This window comes from Nocardioides eburneiflavus, assembly GCF_004785795.1.
Classification (GTDB): domain Bacteria; phylum Actinomycetota; class Actinomycetes; order Propionibacteriales; family Nocardioidaceae; genus Nocardioides; species Nocardioides eburneiflavus.
The window spans coordinates 814,094-832,045 of the sequence record NZ_SRRO01000001.1 but is presented as its reverse complement, the minus strand read 5'-3'; the positions used below and the strand labels follow the sequence as shown (position 1 = coordinate 832,045).

Here is a 17,952-nt window from a genome sequence, read left to right as displayed (position 1 = left end):
ACGGTCGTGGTGGATGAAGGGGCCACCGCGTGATCCGGTGGCTGCACTCTAGGCAGTGAGTGCGGCGGGTGTCAGGTCCTCCTTCTGGTCGGTGGTCTCGTTGGTGTTGATGAGTGCGATGCGGGAGCGTGCCAGGACGTCGAGTCCGAGGTAGCGGCGGCCCTCGGCCCAGTCGTCGTGCTGCTCGGCTAGGACGGCTCCGATGAGTCGGATGGCGGAGTTGCGGTCGGGGAAGATCCCGACGACGTCGGTGCGTCGGCGGATCTCGCGGTTGAGGCGCTCGTTGGGATTGTTGGACCAGATCTGGCGCCAGATCTCTTTCGGGAACGCGGTGAAGGCCAGGATGTCGGCGCGGGCTTCCTCGAGGTGCTCGGCCACGGCGGGGAGCTTCTCGTCCAGGGTGTCGATGACGCGGTCGAACTGGGCGTGCACGGCCTTGGTGTCGGGCTGGTCGTAGATCGAGTGCAGCATCGCCTTGACCCAGCCCCACGACGACTTTGGTGTCGCGGACATCAGGTTCGCCGCGTAGTGGGTGCGGCATCGCTGCCAGGCGGCACCGTCCAGGGTCGCCGTCATCGCGGCCACCAGGCCACTGTGGGCATCGGACGTGACGAGCTTGACGCCGCTCAGGCCGCGGGCGTTCAGGCCGCGGAACAGGGTCAGCCAGCCGGCCTCGGACTCGGCCGAGCAGATGTCCACGCCGAGGATCTCGCGGTGCCCATCGGCGTTGACGCCGGTCGCGACCAGGACGTGGGTGTTCACGACCCGCCCGCCCTCGCGGACCTTCATCGTCAACGCGTCCGCGGCCAGGAACGTGTACGGCCCGGCGTCGAGTGGCCGGGTGCGGAAGTCCTCCACGTGCGCGTCGAGCTCCTTGGCCATCACGCTGACTTGCGACTTCGACAACCTGGTGATGCCGAGGGTCTCGACGAGCTTCTCCATCCGCCGCGTCGACACCCCGAGGAGGTAGCAGGTTGCCACCACTGTGGTCAGGGCCCGCTCGGCCCGACGGCGGCGCTCGAGGAGCCAGTCGGGGAAGTACGAGCCCTCGCGCAGCTTGGGGATTGCAACCTCCATCGTGCCGGTGCGGGTGTCGAAGTCCCGGGTCCGGTAGCCGTTGCGGGAGTTGGTCCGCTCCGGGCTGCGTTCGCCGTAGCCGGCGCCGCAGATCGCGTCGGCCTCGGCCGACATCAACGCCTGCACGAACGTGGACAACATGGTCCGGAGTAGGTCGGGCTCGGCACGCGCCAGGTGCTCGGTCATGAACGTGGGCAGGTCAATAGAGTTGGGGTCGACGGTCATCGTGGTGACTCCTTCAGTCGTGCTTTCGCAGGTCTTCTGAAGGATCACGCGGTGGCCGTCGCTATGTCAGGACGCCACGCTCACGTCGGGCCCGTCGTACACCACGCCCATGGACTCAACTCAGCCGCGACCCATTGGCCATGGAACCGCGTGCCTGGCTTCCCACGCTCCACGGGGGTAGCGCTTCTAAACTCGCGTCATGCCGATGTGTGCGTGTCTCGATCAGGACGCCTGATGCCGTCCCGCTGGAACTATCTCGTGTCCGAGACGCTCTTTGCCAGCGAACTCGTGGAGTCTGGCGTAAGCAGGCTTTGTACCGTCCCAATCCGTGACGACAGCTGGCCCGTGGGAAACGACCGGATGTATTCGCTGCACGTAGGTCTTCACTCCTACGTGACCGGCCTGGAACGACTCTGCAAGCTCACGATCGCTTGTCATGGGTTCCTCGTTACTGGCGGCTTTTCATCGATGAAGAAGTATGGCCACAGGATCGGCGGCCTGTTGGACGCGGTCGAAAGCCTAGACCTACGGATCCTGCCCCAGGACGTTAGAACCGTGCCTGCGCGTCCTAACGACGATCTCGACCCGACGCTCACTGAGGCTCTCGAACGCTTTGCCAATGGCGCTGGGCGCTACGAACACTTGGACTCGCTGTGGGACCAGAAGGCAGATGTAGCCACGCTGAAGACGTGGACTGAGCTGTGTGGCCGCGTCGTTCCTTCCGAGCGGGTACGCGAGTTGATCTCGTTGCGAAACCTTGTGGTCGAACGCATGCGGCTGCTTAGCACTCACGGGCATCTCGAAGGCTCGGCGTACGCCCTGCTGGAATCCTTGGATCCCTATCTCTCAGAGCTCTCGACTGCGGTGGCATTCCGGCTGTACGACAAAGCGCGCTGGGTCGCGAAGACGCTCGATTGCCTGACGTACTACACCCATCAAGAGCTTCCGCTGCTCGGCGAGGCAGTCGAGGCCATTCGGCCGCCGGCCGAATCCTTCTTTCAGTACTCGGTTGCGCGTATCGAGGACGAGCAGGCCACGATCGAGGACTTGGAGAGCCACTTCGAGCGCTTCGGGCACCTCGGAGAGGACGACGACGAGGACGAGGATGAGGACGAGAAGGAAGGCTGAGACGGCGGCGGAGGGAGCCTCACGATGCCCCTCGCCGAGCAGCCATGCACTTCGTGGCACTCACCGCTAGACACATACCCCAACGCTCACTACTCTTCACTCAGATGCACACTTCATCGTTGAGTGAAAGTAGCACTGTAGTGAAGGGTAATGTCGAACTCTCACCCGACGTGCCTGCGTACGTCCGGGCTGCCCTTGCAAGCATCCCTGAACTCACCGTCACCACCGGTCGCACGTTGCGCCTCGAGCTCGACGGGCATGAACGGCCCTTGGCACTACTGCCCAAACCGACCGCATCACCGGCAACCGAAGAACCATGGCACCCGCCAACCCTTCGCCCCGCACCAAACACCGTCGGGCTAGTCGTGGCACGCGAAATCACGCAGCAAGAACGCGCTGCCATCGAAGCAGCCGGGCTGTCATGGTGCGACGGTCGAGGAGCCATCCACATCACTTGGCCGGGCTTCTACTTACACATCGAGCGCACAGGCCGCAGCAGCACCCGACCTTCAAGGGTTGACAAACAAACGCTAGGCGTTGCCAGCATCCGCGGCGTGCAAGCAATCTTGGCCGATCCTCACCAAGGTTGGAGCGTTGGGAGGTTGGCACAGGCCGCCGCCATCTCATCGGGACAAGCTCACAAGATCCTGCTAGTCATGAACGAAGAACGCCTGCTGTTAACGCAAGGAAGTGGACCGCAACAGCGCCGCTACCTCATCGACCGCAATGAGGCGCTCAGCTGGCTGGCCAACATTGAGCGCGACCGCCGACGGCCTGACACCGCGGCAACGTACCTGTACGCGCGGAATTTTGACGATCTCATCGATCGATTCGCTGCGCGCGCCGAAAAGAGCGGAGTCACCTACGCGTTGACTGGAGTGAGCGGTGCCTACGCACTAGGACATCGACTCTTAACGAACCTCATTGTTGTTCAAGTTCGGGTTTCGCCTGTGGACGCCGCTCAGACAGTCGACCTTCTCGGACTGGAGCGATTGGAGGCGGAGGACGCCGGCCGCGGCATGAACTTGGAACTCATCACCGACACCGGGGAACTGGGCACGTTCGACGCGCGCCCGGCCCCTAACCGATCCCGCCTCGTCATGGTGGCACCACCAGTACGGGTCTGGTTGGACATGTATCGCGCTGGTGGTCGCGAGGCCGACGCCGCCGCCCTCTTCAAGGAGCAAGCACTTGAGCGACCCTGACGGTCAGCATCATTCCCAGTACGACGCCGCGTCCGCCGACTTCATGCTGGCCCACGCAGCCGACGTCGTGCGCGCAACCGGGTTTGCTGCACAACACATCATCCTGATCGGTGGGTTGGTCCCGACGCTGCTCGTACCCGTGCTCGACCCCGGCATGGAGCCGCACGTCGGGACCGCTGACGTCGACCTCTGTCTAAGCATGGCGCTCATCGAAGGTGACACGGAGACCTACAGCCGTATCGAAGCCGAATTGAAGGCTCTAGGCTTCGAGGTCGGGGACGCATCGTTCCGTTGGGTGCGCGGCGGCGACGTCCCGATGACGGTCGAGTTCTTCTGCGCATCCGGTCCCGCGCGCCCTCCAGGCTACGCATGGAGACCGAAGGCAGCGGAGAATCCGACTGCCAAGCACAACATGGGGTCTAGTCTGTCCGCGCTCGCCCTGGAGGCGGGCGACATCATCTCGGCGGACGTAGTGCTGGTCGAGCGCGAGGTTGCACTGCCCAACAGCAAGGGCACGATCACAATCAGTCTGAACGTCACCGGACCGGTTGCCTTCCTGGTCGCCAAGACGCAAGCGCTGCATGAGCGTGACAAGCCCAAGGACGCCTACGACATCGTGTGGCTCATCGAGAACTGGCCGGATGGTCCCGCCGCGGCCGCCGCGGCCTTTAGGGAGCGTCCGGCATTCTCGCGGCCGGAGGTCGCTGAGACTTTCGACAGGCTCAGGGCTGCCTTCTCAAGTACGGACTCGGTTGGCTCGCGCAGTTTCGCGCGGTTCTTGGGGGCCAATGTGGATGAAGAAGCCCTGCTAGAGCGCCGTGCCGTCGGTGCGTTGCAGGAGTTCTTCGACGGCATTCACTAGCGGTCGAGACGAGCCGCCGCTGCGTTCCACTCGACCTACGGGTGTTGCTCCCCTCGGTCGCAACTGCGACGAGAGCCGAAGTCGACTTCAGCGCGACATCGCCAGGGTAAGTCCCCCCGGGTCCGCTGCATTCTGGGCGGGATGACATAGGGCCTCACGGCGTCGATCCGTCTAACTGCTCGAGGGTGTTCCGTCTAACGTGGCCTGGGTCGAGAGAGCGGTCCTTGCCATCAGCACGGCGAGTGGCGTGAGTGCCCGACGATCGATTCGAGGAAGCCCACGATCACGCTGCTCTGAGGCGACGTTTGCCAGTGCGTGGATGGCTTCCCTGATGGCCCATCGGGACTGGTCGACGCTGACGGGTCGTCCATCGCGCTGTCTCCAGCCGAGGTAGGTCAGAGCTTCGGCCAATCGCTTGTCGTGCCGTCCCTCCGGTTCAGACGCAAGGCACAGAAGGGCCAGCAGTCGAGCCTGGGTCGTGAAGGTGTCCTCGTTGCCGTCGACGAGGCGGTCGGCGAGGTGGCGCCACAAGACGACCGGGTCGGCCTGAGCGGCCTTGCCGAGCTTGGTGAGCAGGAGCTTGCCCTTGTACTTCCGAAGCAGCCCGATCTGCTGGAGCGACTGGCGGAACTCGAGCATCGGGATCGTGAGGTCTTCACGATTGCGCTTCCCAATCCAGTCCCCGACTACGGGAACAACCTCCGACGCGGCCTCGACGTCGGCGGGCTTGAGATAGCCGGCCGCAGTCAGAGTGATGCCGTCGCCAGCCGCACGATCGAGGAACCACTGGTACGCGCGAAGGTTCGCCCTCAGGGTCGGCACGTCCGGGTGCTGGGGATTCCCGATGGCGAGGGTGCGGGCGATGAAGTCGTCGCCGACCGGCGTCCGCTGAAGCTGGTTCAGCAGGTGGACGAGGTCCGGGCGAACTCCCCACTCGGTGAGTCCGCCGGCAGGTGAGACGAGGCGTTGGTTGAGCTCGGCGACATCGAAGGCAGCGGGGTCGTCGACGACCTGGGGGAGATCTTCGGCATCGCGCAGTCCGCCGCAGTCGTCCGGGGGTGCGGCCCGTTGTCCGTCGCCGCACCTAGCTTGGGGCGCGTCGTTCGTCAGCGGGAGGACCTCTTCGAGGCGAATCGTCAGATCCCAGTTGTCGCCGTAGTCGTAGACGTAGTGCAAGACGTCGCCCGGCTCGACCAGGGTCTCGTCGAGCGTCACGTCGGCGTCAGGCGTGCCTTCGTCCTCGCCCTCCTCGACGTCGTACTCGCAGAGGAACCACTCAGCGCCCATGTCGAACGCGTCGCCGCCGACGGAGAAGCGATGCAGGTGGGAGTCGGTCCAGTCGTACGCCGCCTGCAACACCTGGTGGACCGCGGCGAGGGTGAGGTCGGAGCGCAGCTCGAGTTGCCGCCAGATCGGCGGACGTGCGTCGTTGAGGTCAACCCGGACACGGAAGATTGCCGGCTCGTCCCGCTTTGGGTGTCGCAGGTGCGGGTTGCTCGTCCGCTTCGCGAAGCCACCGCCCGAGACCACCGACATCTGGTCGGCGAGCGTGCGCAGGTCGCCCAACTCAGCGCCCGAGATCAGGGCGTCGAACTGACGGCGGAGGTCATCGGCGTCACTTGCAGGCACGGCCCGATCGTAGGCGGAGATGTCTACTCGTGACGCGGCCGGTGATGCCGTCGATGTCAGTCGTGGGCGAGGAGCTCGTCGGGCCCGAAGTGCTCGACACCGTCGACCGAGCAGCCGGATCTGGCTACGGCGATGAGCGGCGTATCGACCGCCGCGCCCGGCAACTGAGTCCTGTGCGCGTGGAGCTCACCGAGATCGTGTCGATCAAAGGGAGCATTCTCGAGCCACTTGATCGAGCCGAGCGCGAGGACGCGCTTCGCGACCGGCGCGCGGTCGCCGACCACGAGGTCGATCTCGGGGTTGTTGGTGCGCGTCCAGTAGCCGCCGACGACGCCCGGCACGCCGTCCTCGCCCGTGAGCACGGGTGGCGCCAGACGTTCCAAGGCTTCGCGGATGACCGGCTCGATCGTGCGCCCACGCCACGAGGCCCATGACGCGCGAATGCGCGCGAGGACGCGATCTCCGCGTCCCCGCTCGATCTCGTCGAGGTGCGGGCCGAGGAAGGCAAGCCAGAATCGGAGGTACGGGTCAGCGACGCGGTAGCGCTTGTCCTTCGACCCGGGCTTGGTCGAGAGCGGCTCGTCGGCGGCGACGACGCGCTTGGCCACGAGGGTCGTCAAGGATCGGTTCAGTGAGCCCTGCGGGATGTCCGCCGCGCGACCGATATTGGTGAAGGTGCGTTCTCCACTGCCGATGGCGGTCAGCACCGTGCGTGCCTGTGCGTCGGAGGGGAACTCGGCGGCGAGCGAGCGCTCCCCCGAGACGAGTAGTGCCGAGGTCGGATCGCTGACGGCTTGGCCGAGGTAGTCCATCAGCGGCATGGCTGTGGGCCACTCGTTGCAGATCAGCGGTAGGCCGCCGGTGACGATGTGCGCGTCGAAGGCGTCCGCTGCCGGAAGGTCCAGCAGGTCGCCGACCTCAGATGGGGTGAGGGGCGGGACGACCATTTCCGTCGCGCGCTGGTGGAAGGGCCGCCCGTACTCGTTGAGTGCCTCCATCATCCCCAGGTCGGAACCGATGCCGATCACTACGACGCGCTTGCGCGCCAGTTCTCTGTCGAACGCCCGTTGGAGTGTTCCCTCGAAGCTCTCGTCCGACGCGACGAGGTAGGGGATCTCGTCGAGGACGACGACACTGCCGTCATCGGGGAGGGCGGTCGCCAGCAAGCGCAGTGCGGCGTCCCAACCGGCCAGCTCGACACCACTGAAGAGCTCAGCTCCGGGCAGGTTCGAGGCGGCGACCTCCTGCGCGAACAGGTGCAGCTCGTCCCGTACCGGTCGCCCTGACGCCGCGAAGAACACGTGGGGTACGTCGGCGCGATCGACGAACTCCTCCACCAGGCGGGACTTGCCGACGCGCCGGCGCCCGCGAATGAGGAGCGCCCGGCCGGGCTTGGAGTCCTTGTCGGCACGAACCTGCTGGAGCAACGCCTCTAGCCGCGCCAATTGCGCTTGACGACCAACGAACATTGCTCACCTCCGCGATACTCGCATCAATGATACTAACATCAATGAGAGGTTTAGGAACGAAGCCGTCGATGAGCGGTCGAGCCTCGCCTATCTCACACCCGGCTTGAGGGCGAGCAGACTGGCGTAGGCGATGTGTCCGAAGAACACTCCCTCGTTCTCCCGGCGTCGTGCTTCGGCACTCAAGGCGCTGGCCAGGCCCTCGCCGATGAGTCCGGCGGCGGCCAAGACCGAGGCACCACGATCGACCACACTGAGCATGTACGCAGGCTCGGTGATCTGTGCGTATCCGTGGCTGCGGAAGTCGAGCTCGTCGAACCCCGCTTCGCGCAGCATCGACGGTAGTCGGCGCACCACCCAGGGGTCGTTGACGAAGCCGGAGGCGAACGCTCCCACACAGGCCTGGAGTGGGTCATGATCAGCGGTGGCCACGGACATCGTGGAGTAGTCCCCGTCGAAGACGGCCGCTGTGCCACCGGCACGCAGCACCCGGAAGGCCTCGTCCACCAGCCGTTCGGGAGTCGGGACGTGGCTGATCACCGTGTGCGTGACGACCACGTCGAACGACTCAGCATCGAACGGCAAGTCACGGCCATCGGCCTCCTCGAACGACAGGCCGGGGGTGGACGCAGCCAGCTGCCTGGCGCGATCGAGCAGGTCGGGCGAGGGGTCCACCCCGACCACTTCGGCGACCCCAGCGACCTGGACGAGTCGCCGACTGATCGCTCCTGTTCCGCACCCGACTTCGAGCACCCGGGCGGCGTTCGGGAACCGGACACGCGAGAGGTAGTCGGCGAGCATTCGTTGTTGCTGGGGTTCGGTGGCACGCAACTCCATCGCATCGCCCACGACTCCAACGACGCTCGCAGGTGCTTCAGTGATGGTGGCGTACACGTCCGGCATGGCTGCTGCTCCCGTTGCTCAAGTGGCGCGCGCCGCTCGGTGCTGACCGTCAGTCGGTGCCGTCAGGCGGCTCGACGGGACGCTCTGCGTCGAGCTGCGCGAGCTGCTCGGTGAGGAGCTGTCGCATCCGCGCACGCTGGTCGGCCTCCATGTCGCGGAGCGCGGCGATCTGGGCCTCGAGGCTCGCCTTGTCCTCGGCCAGCTGACCCATCGCCGCCGCTCGCTCGCTCTCGATCTCCGCGAGCTGCTCCGCTCGCGTGCGGGACAGCTCGTCCGCCATGGTCGCGGCCTCGTTGCGGCTGGCCTCCCCGATCTGGTGGGCAGTGGCCTGCGCCGTCGACACCAGCGACTCGGCCTCGGTCCGTGCGTTGGCCACGAGCTCGTCGGCCGTACGGGCGGCGACCTCCAGCATCCGTGAGGGGTTCGTCGGGGCATCCGCCGTCGAGCGCAGATCGCCGGACTCGACACCGAGGTCGGAGGCGGGGACGTCGTCGTGGTCCCTCGTCGGCGTGACGGTCTCGCTCGAGGGTTGATCAAGGCTCGGCATGTCTGTTCCCCAATGTGAGTGCGGCGCTACTGACCAGTGTGCACGAACGGGCTCAGAGAGGGAGCATGTCGTACGCCTCGATCTCGGTGTCGGTTGGCACGCAGGTGTCGCGCAGGGGTCTAGCCTCACGTCGTATGGAGGGTGCGCCGGGCAGGCGGAACGTGCAGCTGGCCGCGGACCCGGTCAGCGTCCCGGCAGCGCGCCGCTTCGTCGTCGACACGCTCGCCGCCTGGGGCGAAGGGCGTCACGCCGAGGACGCCGAGCTGGTCACGAGCGAGCTGACCGGCAACGCCGCGCTGCACGCGGGTGCCCGCTTCATGTACGTCACCGTGGAACGGAGCGACCAGGCGGCGGTGGTGCGGGTCGCCGTCGAGGACGACGGGCCGGTCGGTGCGGACGCACTCCACGTCCGGACGCCGGCCCTCGCAGACGACCCCCTCGAGTGGGCCGACCTGCCGGCCACGGGTCGGGGACTGGCCATCGTGGCGACGCTCGCCGCGGCGTGGGGCGTGGAGGAGACCCCACGGGGCAAGCGCGTGTGGGCAGACCTGGCCGGACCCGGTGCCGTCTCCGGCACGCGAGAGCCTCGGAGGTCCCTCACGCACGACGCTGCGATGGACGAAGAGCTGCCGCCGGGCTGGACGCTGGTGCGGCTGGCCGGGTGCCCGGTCGCGCTGAGCCTCGAGCAGGACCGTCACCTCGACGAGCTGGTGCGCGAGCTGCAGCTGCTGGGCGCCGACGAGGGACGGGCGGAGTCGACAGCCCTGGCGCACGAGATCCGGGACCTGCTGGTCTCCCCGGCGCACGCCCGCGTCGTGGGGCGCCGGACCGCCGAGCGTGCCCGCGACGAGGGGAAGGCCGCGGTGGACGTCGAGATGGCGATGCCGAGCGAGTTCAGCGCCCTCATCGTGCGGTTGCAGAGTGCCGTCGTGCGGGCGGACGAGCTGTGCGAGGACGGCCTGCTGCTGACGCTGGCGTCCCCGCCGCAGGTGCGCGAGCTGCGCGCCTGGATGACGCACGAGATCGTGGCGCAGGCCGAACGGGGGGAACCCCCGACTCCCTGGTCCGAGTGGCGGGACGGATCGCGGCCGAGCTGACCTCGACCCTGCCGCGCATCCGCGGGCGCTGTGACGGGTACTGCCTCCAGGAGGCACGCAGAGGCAAGGAGACGTCCATGAGCAACCCGTCGAACGATCCCGCTGTCGACCGTCCTGAGGATGCGGCCGAGCCCGACCGAGGCGCACCCGGCGTGGAGGTCGGCAGCTCCGACGGCGAAGGAAGCACCTTCGAGCCGGAGGAGGATCCGGAAGGCCACGCCAACTGATCGTCGTGGGCGACTCCTCGAGCGCGGCTGCCGTCGTTGCCGGGCCGGTCCTGGTCGACCACCGCGAGCGCAACAGCGTGATCCCGGAGGCTCTCGCCGCCGCTGGTCTCGACGTCCGGCTGACCGACCTGCCGGTGGGCGACTACGTCCTCGGGGCCGGTCTCGCGGTCGAGCGCAAGGGCCCCGCCGACCTGGGGGCGTCGATCCGCGACGGGAGGATCTTCGACCAGGCGGTGCGACTGCAGTCGGCCTCCACCCAGGCGGTGCTCCTGGTGGAGGGGGAGCCACAAGGGATCGCCGAGGACGCGTGGCGTGGCGCGGTGTGCCGCCTCGTCGAGGACGGCTTCACGGTGCTGCACAGCCTGGACGCCGACGACAGCGCCGCCTGGATCATCCGGCTCGCCAAACGAGTCCGCCGCGCCGGGCCCACGACCCCCACCCACGGACCCCGCCGGTCACCGCGGCACCCGTCCGCACAGGCGGAAGCCATGCTCTCCGTGGTCCCTGGCATCAGCACCACCATGGCCCGCAGCCTGCTGGCTGCGTACGGCACCCTCGCCGAGGTCGCCGCAGCCGCGCCTGAGGGCCTGCGCCGACATCCTGGCATCGGCCGCGTGCGCGCCGCACGACTGGCCGAGGCGCTCCACGGGGACTACGTCGCACCCCTCGAGCGGGACCCGCGACCCACGCGGCCCGCCCGGGGTGCCCGACCGCCGCGCCGCTGGATCCTCGCCGACCCGAGCCCCCGCGCCGAGCTGCAGTCGTTCGACCGGCGCGCCATCGCCGTGCGTGCCCTCCACTCCGCTGCCGAGGGCACCCAGCTGATCGACGGCCTCACCGGCGAGGTGGTCGCGACCGCCAGCGCCGGGCTGTGACGTCGGGCCCATCCCTCGAAATCGGTCTTCGCTGCCGAGGTGGCGGCCCCACACTGGTCCCATGCTGGGCATCACCGACCTCCCGACCTACCTCGTCGGCCTGGTCCTGATCATCCTGCTTCCGGGCCCGAACTCGCTCTACGTCCTCTCCGTCGCCGCGCGACGCGGGGTGCGCAGCGGGTACGCCGGGGCGGCGGGCGTGTGGACGGGCGACGCGGTGCTCATGACACTGTCCGCGGCCGGCGTCGCCTCGCTGCTCCAGGCCAACCCGGCCGCGTTCGCGGTCGTGAAGTGGGCGGGCGCGTCGTACCTGCTCTGGCTCGCGATCGGCATGCTCCGCGCGGCGTGGGGCATGTGGCGCTCGCGCGTGCCCGTCGCCGACCAGCTCGCCGACGCGGCCGTCGAGGCCGGCGTGGAGCCGCAGGCGCGCGGCGAGCGGCCGTACCGCCGCGCCCTGGTCATCAGCCTGCTCAACCCCAAGGCGATCCTGTTCTTCGTGGCGTTCTTCGTGCAGTTCGTCGACCCGGCGTACGCCCACCCGGCCCTGTCCTTCCTCGTGCTCGGCACCCTGGCCACGCTCGCCAGCGCGGCGTACCTCAGCATCCTGATCTTCGGCGGCACCCACCTCGCGGCCGCCTTCCGCAGGCGCAAGGCTCTGTCCGCGGGCGCGACGTCGGCTGTCGGGGCTGTGTTCGTCGGGTTCGCGGTCAAGCTCGCGCTCGCCTCCGCCTGAGCGAGGCGCCTCGGGTCGCGCTGCGCCTTCAGCGGACGGATCTGGGGATGGCGGCGACGCATCGTCGCTCGAGGTCGCGCTGGCGCCGCCATCTCTGGAGCAGGCCGGGGGGACGTCCCAGACCGACCCGGTCCGGTGCCTGATCGACCTGCAGGGCGGCACCGTCCCACCGGCCGCGGTAGCTCCACTGGGCCCACTGCTCGAGGTCGGGGAACGATGCGTCCTGCCCGAACAGCACCGCCGGGCCGGGCGGAGGCGTGCCGTGGGAACGAAGGGCGACCCGGCAAGGATCGCCGTCGGAGAGGCGCGCGACCTGCACGATCGGTCCGTCGGTACCCGCCACGACGAGGAGGTGGTCGCGCGCAGGGTCCTCGCGGGCCACCACCGGCATCACCGCGTCCACGTCGATCTCGACGAGGAGGCGAGCGAGGTACCACCAGTGCTCGCGCTGCAGGAGCGGCGAGTCGGCCAGGAGGCGCGAGGGCGGGTAGCGGCGGAGCTCCTGGGGCAGGAGGTCGGTCGCGAACAGGTCACCCGACGGGTCCTCGACCAGCCGAGGCCTGCCGACCAGGACGAGGGGGCGGAAGGCCGTGCCGGTCGAGCGCGGCTCGGTCAGGCTGAGGGTGACCACCGGGGCCCCGGCGACCGCCCTCGCCAGGTCCTCGTCGGCATAGGTGAACGCCAGCACGGGCACGTCGCCGCGTGCGAGCGGGACGACCCCGCAGATCCGCGGCAGACCGGCCGCCACCCAGCTGACCTCGGCCAGCGACGCCGCCGCGATCTCGTCCGTGGTCACAGCCACCCACCCTGTCACAACCGGATCGCGCCTCCATCGGGGTGATGAGGTCACGGCCCGTCCAGGAGCATGATGGAGGCGTCGCCGCCTCCTGAGGTCGGCCGCCACGCCGGCCCGGGGACCGTTTGGAAGGAGCTCGACCGATGCCTGCCATTGCCGTCGCCGCCGTCGTGGGAGTGCTGTTCTTCCTCGGCTACCGCTACTACTCCGCCTACCTCGCCGATCGCGTGTACGCCCTGGACCCGGCGTTCCTGACGCCTGCGCACCAGTTCAAGGACGGGATCGACTTCGTCCCCACCAACAAGCACGTGGTCTTCGGCCACCACTTCACCTCCGTCGCGGGGGCCGCGCCGATCGTCGGTCCGGCGATCGCGGTCTTCTGGGGCTGGGGGCCGGCCCTCGCCTGGATCGTGCTGGGCACGATCTTCGCCGCCGGTGTCCACGACTTCGGGTCGCTCGCCGTCTCGCTGCGCCACCGTGCCAAGAACATCGGCACGATCGCGCAGGACGTGATCAGCAAGCGGGCCCGGACGCTCTTCCTGCTGATCATCTTCTTCCTGCTGACGCTCGTGAACGCGGTGTTCGCGGTGGTGATCGCGAGCCTCTTCGTCGCCAACCCGGGTGCCGTGATCCCGATCTTCGTCGAGATCCCGCTCGCGATGGTCATCGGCCAGTACATCTACAAGACGCGCTCGGCGGCCCTGGTGCCCTCGATCCTCGGGGTGATCGGGCTCTACCTGCTGATCTGGGTCGGCCAGCAGTACCCGATCGACATCGCTCCGGTCGCCGAGGCGTTCGGGGTGGAGGCGCGCACCCTGTGGGTGGTCATCCTGTTCGTCTACACCTTCGTGGCCTCGAGGCTCCCGGTGTGGATGCTGCTCCAGCCGCGTGACTACATCAACTCCCACCAGCTGTTCATCGCGCTCGGCGTGATCGGCCTGGGCATGCTGGTCGGCTGGAACGAGATCGTCGCCCCGCTGGTCAACGACGTCCCCGCCGACTCGCCGTCGATCTTCCCGTTCCTGTTCATCACGATCGCCTGCGGCGCGATCTCCGGGTTCCACTCCCTGGTCTCGTCGGGTACGACGGCCAAGCAGATCGACAAGGAGACTGACGCCCGCTACGTCGGCTACATGGGCGCCGTGGGCGAGGGCAGCCTCGCGACCGGGGCCGTCCTCGCGGTGACGGCCGGAGTGGTCGCGACCCGCAGCGAGTGGGACGCCCTGTACCCCGACTTCGCCACCGCCTCCGGCGGCGCGGTGGGCAACTTCGTCAACGGCGTCGCCGTGTTCGCCAACAACCTCGGCGTCCCACTCGTCCTGGCCGTCATCTTCGCGGCCGTCGTGGTCATCTCCTTCGCCGCGACGACCATGGACACCGGCGTCCGCCTCCAGCGCTACATCGTCCAGGAGATCGCGGAGCTGGCCGGCTGGCACACGCTCGCGCGCAACCTGACGTTGGCGGGCCTCGTGGCGGTCGCCGTTCCGATGGCCATGGCGCTGATCCCGGGCGGAGGCGACGCCGGCTACACGTTCGGTGTGCTCTGGCGACTGTTCGGCACCACCAACCAGCTCACGGCAGGGCTCGCACTCACCGTCGTGGCGGTGTGGGTGCTCCGGATGAAGCGCAACCCGCTTCCCGCCGTGGTCCCGCTGGTCTTCCTGGTGGCGATGACCACGTGGGCGCTGTTCAGCCAGTTCTGGGACTTCATCCAGGGTGAGTCGTGGAGCGAGCGGTGGGTGCTCGCCCCGCTCGACGCGGTCATCTTCGTCCTGGCGGTGTGGCTGATCGTCGAGGCAGTCGCGGCGTTGCGCCGTGGCAGCCGCCGTGAGTACGACGAGGCCGGCAGCCCGGTGGGCGACGACTCGGACGTGAGCACGCGATGACGGTCCGAGTCGTGCTCGTGCGGCCGTGGGCCGATGCCCACGGCGGCACCGGGTGCTGCGGCGGGGACGCCCGCGACGGCATCTGCTTCGAGGGTCGGGTCGACGGTCCGCGCGAGCACGACCCGGAGGTGGCAACCCTCGCCGCGGCCTACCTCCGGCTCCGGGCGGAGGTGCCGGAGGCCGACGTACAGGTCGTCGGCGTGGACAACACCGCCTACCTCCTGCCGAGCGTGTTCCGGGCCGTACGCCGCCGCCGGGGCACGTGGGCGGCGCTGATGGAGGCGAATCGCGCCACCACAGCCGGGTCGCTCCTGATCGACGGTGACCGCGTCGGGGACGTCCGGCAGATGGGCATCGAGGCGGTCGTGGGCGAGGTCAGCCGCCGCGCCGCCGGCGCTCCTGCCTGAACGTCCCCTCGTCGGAGTCGAGATCCAACGGAAGAACTCGGGAGAAGGTGTCGTATCGGGATCATCGTGTTCGTGGTAGGGGTGAGCGGCCGCCCGGACGGGGTGGCCCACAACCGCTGGAGATGATCTGACATGCACTACCTCCTCACCGTCATCGGCGACACCACCAACGAGGTCGACGACTCCGAGCCGGGGGCGGTCGACGCCTTCAACGAGCAGCTCAAGACCGACGGCCGCTGGGTGTTCGGGGGCGGCCTCACGTCGCCCGACCACGCGACCGTCACCGACAACCGGGGCAGTGCGCCGGTGTTCAGCGATGGCCCCTTCGTCGAGTCGAAGGAGTACCTCGCCGGCTTCTGGGTGGTCGAGGCCGACGACCTCGACGCAGCGCTCGAGCTGTCGGCCGGCGCGTCGAAGGCGTGCAACCGCAAGATCGAGGTCCGGCCGTTCGACGGCATCGCCTGACCCAGCCGTGGACGTCGGCGAGGTCCTCACCCGGGTCCACCACGAGGAGTGGGCCCGGGTGGTGGCCACCCTCACCAGGCGCTTCGGCGACCTCGACATCGCTGAGGAGGCAGCCGCCGAGGCGTTCGCCGTCGCCGTCGAGCGATGGCCGGCCGACAGCGTACCTCCCAACCCCGGCGGCTGGCTGACCACCACGGCCGGCAACAAGGCGCTGGACCGCCTGCGCCGGGAGAGCAAGCGCGACGACAAGCACAGGCAGGCCCACATGCTCAGCGAACAGACTGCCGGTTTCCGCGAGCCGCCGTCCGCAGTGGCCGACGAGCGCCTCCGACTCGTCTTCACGTGTGCCCACCCAGCGCTGGCGATGGAGGCGCGGGTCGCGCTCACGCTGCGCATGGTCGGCGGCCTGACCGTGCCCGAGATCGCGCGCGCCTTCCTGGTCCGGGAGACGACGATGGCGCAGCGCATCACCCGCGCGAAGGCGAAGGTCACGGCAGCCCGCATCCCCTATCGCGTACCTGACGCCGAGGACCTGCCGGCTCGGGTCGACGGTGTGCTGGCCGTGCTCTACCTCGTCTTCAACGAGGGCTACCTCGCCAGCAGCGCGGACACGAACCCGATCCGCGCCGACCTGACCGGGGAGGCCGTACGCCTCACCCGCCTCGTGCGCGAGCTGATGCCCGAGGACGGCGAGGTCGTCGGACTCCTGGCCCTGATGCTGCTCATCGAGGCGCGGCGCAGCGCCCGGGTCTCCGCGCACGGCGAGCTGGTCACCCTCGACCAGCAGGACCGTGGCGCGTGGGACCGCGGACTGATCGCCGAGGGGCACGCCCTCGTCCGCGAGCGACTCACGTCGACCGAGGCACCCGGGCGCTACCAGGTCCTGGCCGCCATCAACGCGGTGCACACCGATGCGGCCGACGCGCGCGACACCGACTGGTCGCAGGTCGCCGCCCTCTACGACCAGCTCGTACGCCTCGACCCGAGCCCGGTGGTGGCGCTCAACCGCGCCATAGCGATCGCCGAGCTCGACGGCCCCCAGGTCGCGCTCGCGCTGGTGGACGAGCTGGCCGCACCCCTCGCGGACTACCACGCGTTCCACGCCACCCGGGCCGACCTGCTGCGCCGGCTGGGCCGCAGCGACGACGCGCGGGAGGCGTACGACCGGGCGATCCACCTGACCGGCAACGCGGCGGAGATGGCGTACCTCACACGCAGGAGGACCGAGCTCGCAGGCGCGTGAGGGCGGTCACCGCCCGGCTGGGACAATCGAGCCCGTGACCGCGCCCCGCCGACCCGGCCTGCTGACCGACCTCGGCGCGGCGGCCCTGACGCTCGTGCTGGTCGGCATCGCGGGCATGCTCGGGATGTGGCAGTACGACGCCTGGCAGGCGTCGCGCGCGGCCGAGGCGCGCGACCTGACCGGCATCGCGCCGGTGCCGCTGGACGAGGTGATGGGCAACGACGACCCGTTCCCCGCCCCCGACCTCGGGCGCCCCGTCGAGGTCGCCGGCGAGTGGCTGGACGGCGGGTTCTGGGTCGCCGACCGCGACCGCGGCGACGAGCCGGGCTACTGGGCCGTCGCGCCGCTGCATACCGGTGACGCGGCCGTCCTCGTCGTACGCGGGTGGGCGCCGCAGCCCGACGCCGACCTCCTCACCGTGAGCGGCGACGCCGACGTCACCGGCTGGCTCCAGGCACCCGAGGGCACCCTGGTCACCGACGACGACCCGGACGACGACGTCTTCCCCGAGATCCGCGTCGCCGACGCCGTGCAGCGCGTCGACGTCGACCTCTGGTCCGCCTACGTGATCAGCCAGGAGCCCGCGCCGGGACTGGAGGAGGCCGAGCTGGAGGCGCTGCCGACCCCGAGCCGGACGACCGGGCTCCGCAACCTGCTCTACGCCGTCGAGTGGTGGATCTTCGGCGCCTTCGCCGCCTTCATCTGGTGGCGGTGGCGCCGCGACGCCACGGCACCGCAGCTGCCCTCGCCGGCGGCCGGGTAGGCGACGCCGGATACCTTGGGCGCCGTGTCCCGCAACCTCACCGCCTACCGCGTGATGGCCTCGATCGTCGGCGTCCTGCTCGTGGTGCTCTGCCTGGTCGGAGTCCCGCTGGCCAACTTCGACGGATCCCCGATGTGGGGCGTCTTCGACAGCACGCCGACCTGGGTCGCCACCGGGTCCGACGCCCAGCACGTGGGCGAGCTGATCACGACCTACCTCGGTGTCGCGCACGGCTGGCTCTACATGATCTTCCTCTTCAGCGCGTTCCTGCTGTCGCGTCGCGCCGGCTGGGACCTGCCCTTCACCCTGGTCACGCTGGTGTGCGGGACCGTCCCGCTGCTGTCGTTCTGGGCCGAACGCCGCGCGACCCGGCGCGTACGGGTCGAGCACCCCGAGCTCGCCTGAGCCGCGCCCCGGG

19 protein-coding genes are annotated in these 17,952 nt (G+C 69.0%); 13 read left to right on the top strand and 6 right to left on the bottom strand.

The features are described 5' to 3' along the window. Positions 1-48: 48 nt before the first annotated feature. On the bottom strand, positions 49-1,302 hold the full coding sequence (locus EXE59_RS03955) for an IS256 family transposase (RefSeq protein WP_135837333.1): 1,254 nt from the start codon (positions 1,300-1,302) through the stop codon (positions 49-51). Positions 1,303-1,560: 258 nt separating this feature from the next. Between EXE59_RS03955 and EXE59_RS03950 the strand changes: the two genes are divergently transcribed. The 3 genes from EXE59_RS03950 (at position 1,561) to EXE59_RS03940 (ending at position 4,497) form a co-directional block, all read left to right on the top strand. Then, entirely contained in the window at positions 1,561-2,430 is an 870-nt protein-coding gene (locus EXE59_RS03950; RefSeq protein WP_135837734.1) for a hypothetical protein, read from the top strand. Between the two features lie 365 nt (positions 2,431-2,795). After that, positions 2,796-3,635, top strand: a complete 840-nt coding sequence (locus tag EXE59_RS03945; protein ID WP_168218401.1) for a hypothetical protein — start codon at positions 2,796-2,798, stop codon at positions 3,633-3,635. Next, a complete protein-coding gene (locus tag EXE59_RS03940; protein ID WP_135837732.1) occupies positions 3,622-4,497 on the top strand; it encodes a nucleotidyl transferase AbiEii/AbiGii toxin family protein in 876 nt (291 codons plus the stop codon). The genes EXE59_RS03945 and EXE59_RS03940 overlap by 14 nt, the downstream gene beginning before the upstream one ends. A 171-nt stretch (positions 4,498-4,668) precedes the next feature. On the opposite strand, the gene EXE59_RS03935 is transcribed toward EXE59_RS03940, so the two are convergent. From EXE59_RS03935 to EXE59_RS03920, 4 genes are all read right to left on the bottom strand, one after another. Beyond that, on the bottom strand, positions 4,669-6,126 hold the full coding sequence (locus EXE59_RS03935) for a plasmid pRiA4b ORF-3 family protein (protein ID WP_135837731.1): 1,458 nt from the start codon (positions 6,124-6,126) through the stop codon (positions 4,669-4,671). 56 nt (positions 6,127-6,182) lie between these two features. Then, complete coding sequence (locus tag EXE59_RS03930; protein WP_135837730.1) at positions 6,183-7,595, bottom strand: ATP-binding protein; 1,413 nt, start codon at positions 7,593-7,595, stop codon at positions 6,183-6,185. 87 nt (positions 7,596-7,682) lie between these two features. Next, entirely contained in the window at positions 7,683-8,495 is an 813-nt protein-coding gene (locus EXE59_RS03925; RefSeq protein ID WP_135837729.1) for a methyltransferase domain-containing protein, read from the bottom strand. Between the two features lie 49 nt (positions 8,496-8,544). Continuing rightward, a complete protein-coding gene (locus tag EXE59_RS03920; RefSeq protein WP_135837728.1) occupies positions 8,545-9,042 on the bottom strand; it encodes a F0F1 ATP synthase subunit B family protein in 498 nt (165 codons plus the stop codon). A gap of 134 nt (positions 9,043-9,176) precedes the next feature. On the opposite strand from EXE59_RS03920, the gene EXE59_RS03915 reads away from it, so the two are divergent. The 4 genes from EXE59_RS03915 to leuE all read left to right on the top strand — a co-directional run bounded on the left by EXE59_RS03915 (position 9,177) and on the right by leuE (position 11,974). Next, positions 9,177-10,139: an ATP-binding protein gene (locus tag EXE59_RS03915; protein WP_168218400.1), complete on the top strand. Its 963-nt coding sequence runs from the start codon at positions 9,177-9,179 to the stop codon at positions 10,137-10,139. Between the two features lie 77 nt (positions 10,140-10,216). Then, positions 10,217-10,366: a hypothetical protein gene (locus tag EXE59_RS23635; protein WP_168218399.1), complete on the top strand. Its 150-nt coding sequence runs from the start codon at positions 10,217-10,219 to the stop codon at positions 10,364-10,366. A gap of 5 nt (positions 10,367-10,371) precedes the next feature. After that, complete coding sequence (locus tag EXE59_RS03910; protein WP_135837726.1) at positions 10,372-11,241, top strand: ERCC4 domain-containing protein; 870 nt, start codon at positions 10,372-10,374, stop codon at positions 11,239-11,241. 61 nt (positions 11,242-11,302) lie between these two features. Further along, a complete protein-coding gene (gene leuE / locus EXE59_RS03905) occupies positions 11,303-11,974 on the top strand; it encodes a leucine efflux protein LeuE (protein WP_135837725.1) in 672 nt (223 codons plus the stop codon). Positions 11,975-12,002: 28 nt separating this feature from the next. Here leuE and EXE59_RS03900 read toward each other — a convergent pair whose 3' ends face one another. Then, positions 12,003-12,770, bottom strand: a complete 768-nt coding sequence (locus tag EXE59_RS03900; RefSeq protein WP_135837724.1) for a pyridoxamine 5'-phosphate oxidase family protein — start codon at positions 12,768-12,770, stop codon at positions 12,003-12,005. A gap of 143 nt (positions 12,771-12,913) precedes the next feature. Between EXE59_RS03900 and EXE59_RS03895 the strand changes: the two genes are divergently transcribed. The 6 genes from EXE59_RS03895 to EXE59_RS03870 all read left to right on the top strand — a co-directional run bounded on the left by EXE59_RS03895 (position 12,914) and on the right by EXE59_RS03870 (position 17,939). Continuing rightward, entirely contained in the window at positions 12,914-14,656 is a 1,743-nt protein-coding gene (locus tag EXE59_RS03895; protein ID WP_135837723.1) for a carbon starvation CstA family protein, read from the top strand. Next, positions 14,653-15,063, top strand: a complete 411-nt coding sequence (locus EXE59_RS03890; RefSeq protein WP_135837722.1) for a hypothetical protein — start codon at positions 14,653-14,655, stop codon at positions 15,061-15,063. The genes EXE59_RS03895 and EXE59_RS03890 overlap by 4 nt, the downstream gene beginning before the upstream one ends. Before the next feature lie 132 nt (positions 15,064-15,195). After that, complete coding sequence (locus tag EXE59_RS03885) at positions 15,196-15,528, top strand: YciI family protein (RefSeq protein WP_135837721.1); 333 nt, start codon at positions 15,196-15,198, stop codon at positions 15,526-15,528. 7 nt (positions 15,529-15,535) lie between these two features. Next, complete coding sequence (locus tag EXE59_RS03880; RefSeq protein WP_135837720.1) at positions 15,536-16,771, top strand: RNA polymerase sigma factor; 1,236 nt, start codon at positions 15,536-15,538, stop codon at positions 16,769-16,771. 34 nt (positions 16,772-16,805) lie between these two features. Further along, on the top strand, positions 16,806-17,534 hold the full coding sequence (locus tag EXE59_RS03875; protein WP_135837719.1) for an SURF1 family protein: 729 nt from the start codon (positions 16,806-16,808) through the stop codon (positions 17,532-17,534). A 24-nt stretch (positions 17,535-17,558) separates the two neighbouring features. Further along, the gene (locus EXE59_RS03870) at positions 17,559-17,939 is read left to right on the top strand and encodes a DUF3817 domain-containing protein (RefSeq protein ID WP_135837718.1); all 381 of its coding nucleotides are present in this window, start codon (positions 17,559-17,561) and stop codon (positions 17,937-17,939) included. The last annotated feature ends 13 nt before the right edge of the window (positions 17,940-17,952 follow it).

Bases quoted from the DNA above. Each gene is read 5' to 3' on its own strand.
- EXE59_RS03955 (WP_135837333.1), bottom strand. From the start codon at position 1,302: ATGACCGTCGACCCCAACTCTATTGACCTGCCCACGTTCATGACCGAG.
- EXE59_RS03930 (WP_135837730.1), bottom strand. From the start codon at position 7,595: ATGTTCGTTGGTCGTCAAGCGCAATTGGCGCGGCTAGAGGCGTTGCTC.
- EXE59_RS03925 (WP_135837729.1), bottom strand. From the start codon at position 8,495: ATGCCGGACGTGTACGCCACCATCACTGAAGCACCTGCGAGCGTCGTT.
- EXE59_RS03920 (WP_135837728.1), bottom strand. From the start codon at position 9,042: ATGCCGAGCCTTGATCAACCCTCGAGCGAGACCGTCACGCCGACGAGG.
- EXE59_RS03915 (WP_168218400.1), top strand. From the start codon at position 9,177: ATGGAGGGTGCGCCGGGCAGGCGGAACGTGCAGCTGGCCGCGGACCCG.
- EXE59_RS23635 (WP_168218399.1), top strand. From the start codon at position 10,217: ATGAGCAACCCGTCGAACGATCCCGCTGTCGACCGTCCTGAGGATGCG.
- leuE (WP_135837725.1), top strand. From the start codon at position 11,303: ATGCTGGGCATCACCGACCTCCCGACCTACCTCGTCGGCCTGGTCCTG.
- EXE59_RS03895 (WP_135837723.1), top strand. From the start codon at position 12,914: ATGCCTGCCATTGCCGTCGCCGCCGTCGTGGGAGTGCTGTTCTTCCTC.
- EXE59_RS03890 (WP_135837722.1), top strand. From the start codon at position 14,653: ATGACGGTCCGAGTCGTGCTCGTGCGGCCGTGGGCCGATGCCCACGGC.
- EXE59_RS03885 (WP_135837721.1), top strand. From the start codon at position 15,196: ATGCACTACCTCCTCACCGTCATCGGCGACACCACCAACGAGGTCGAC.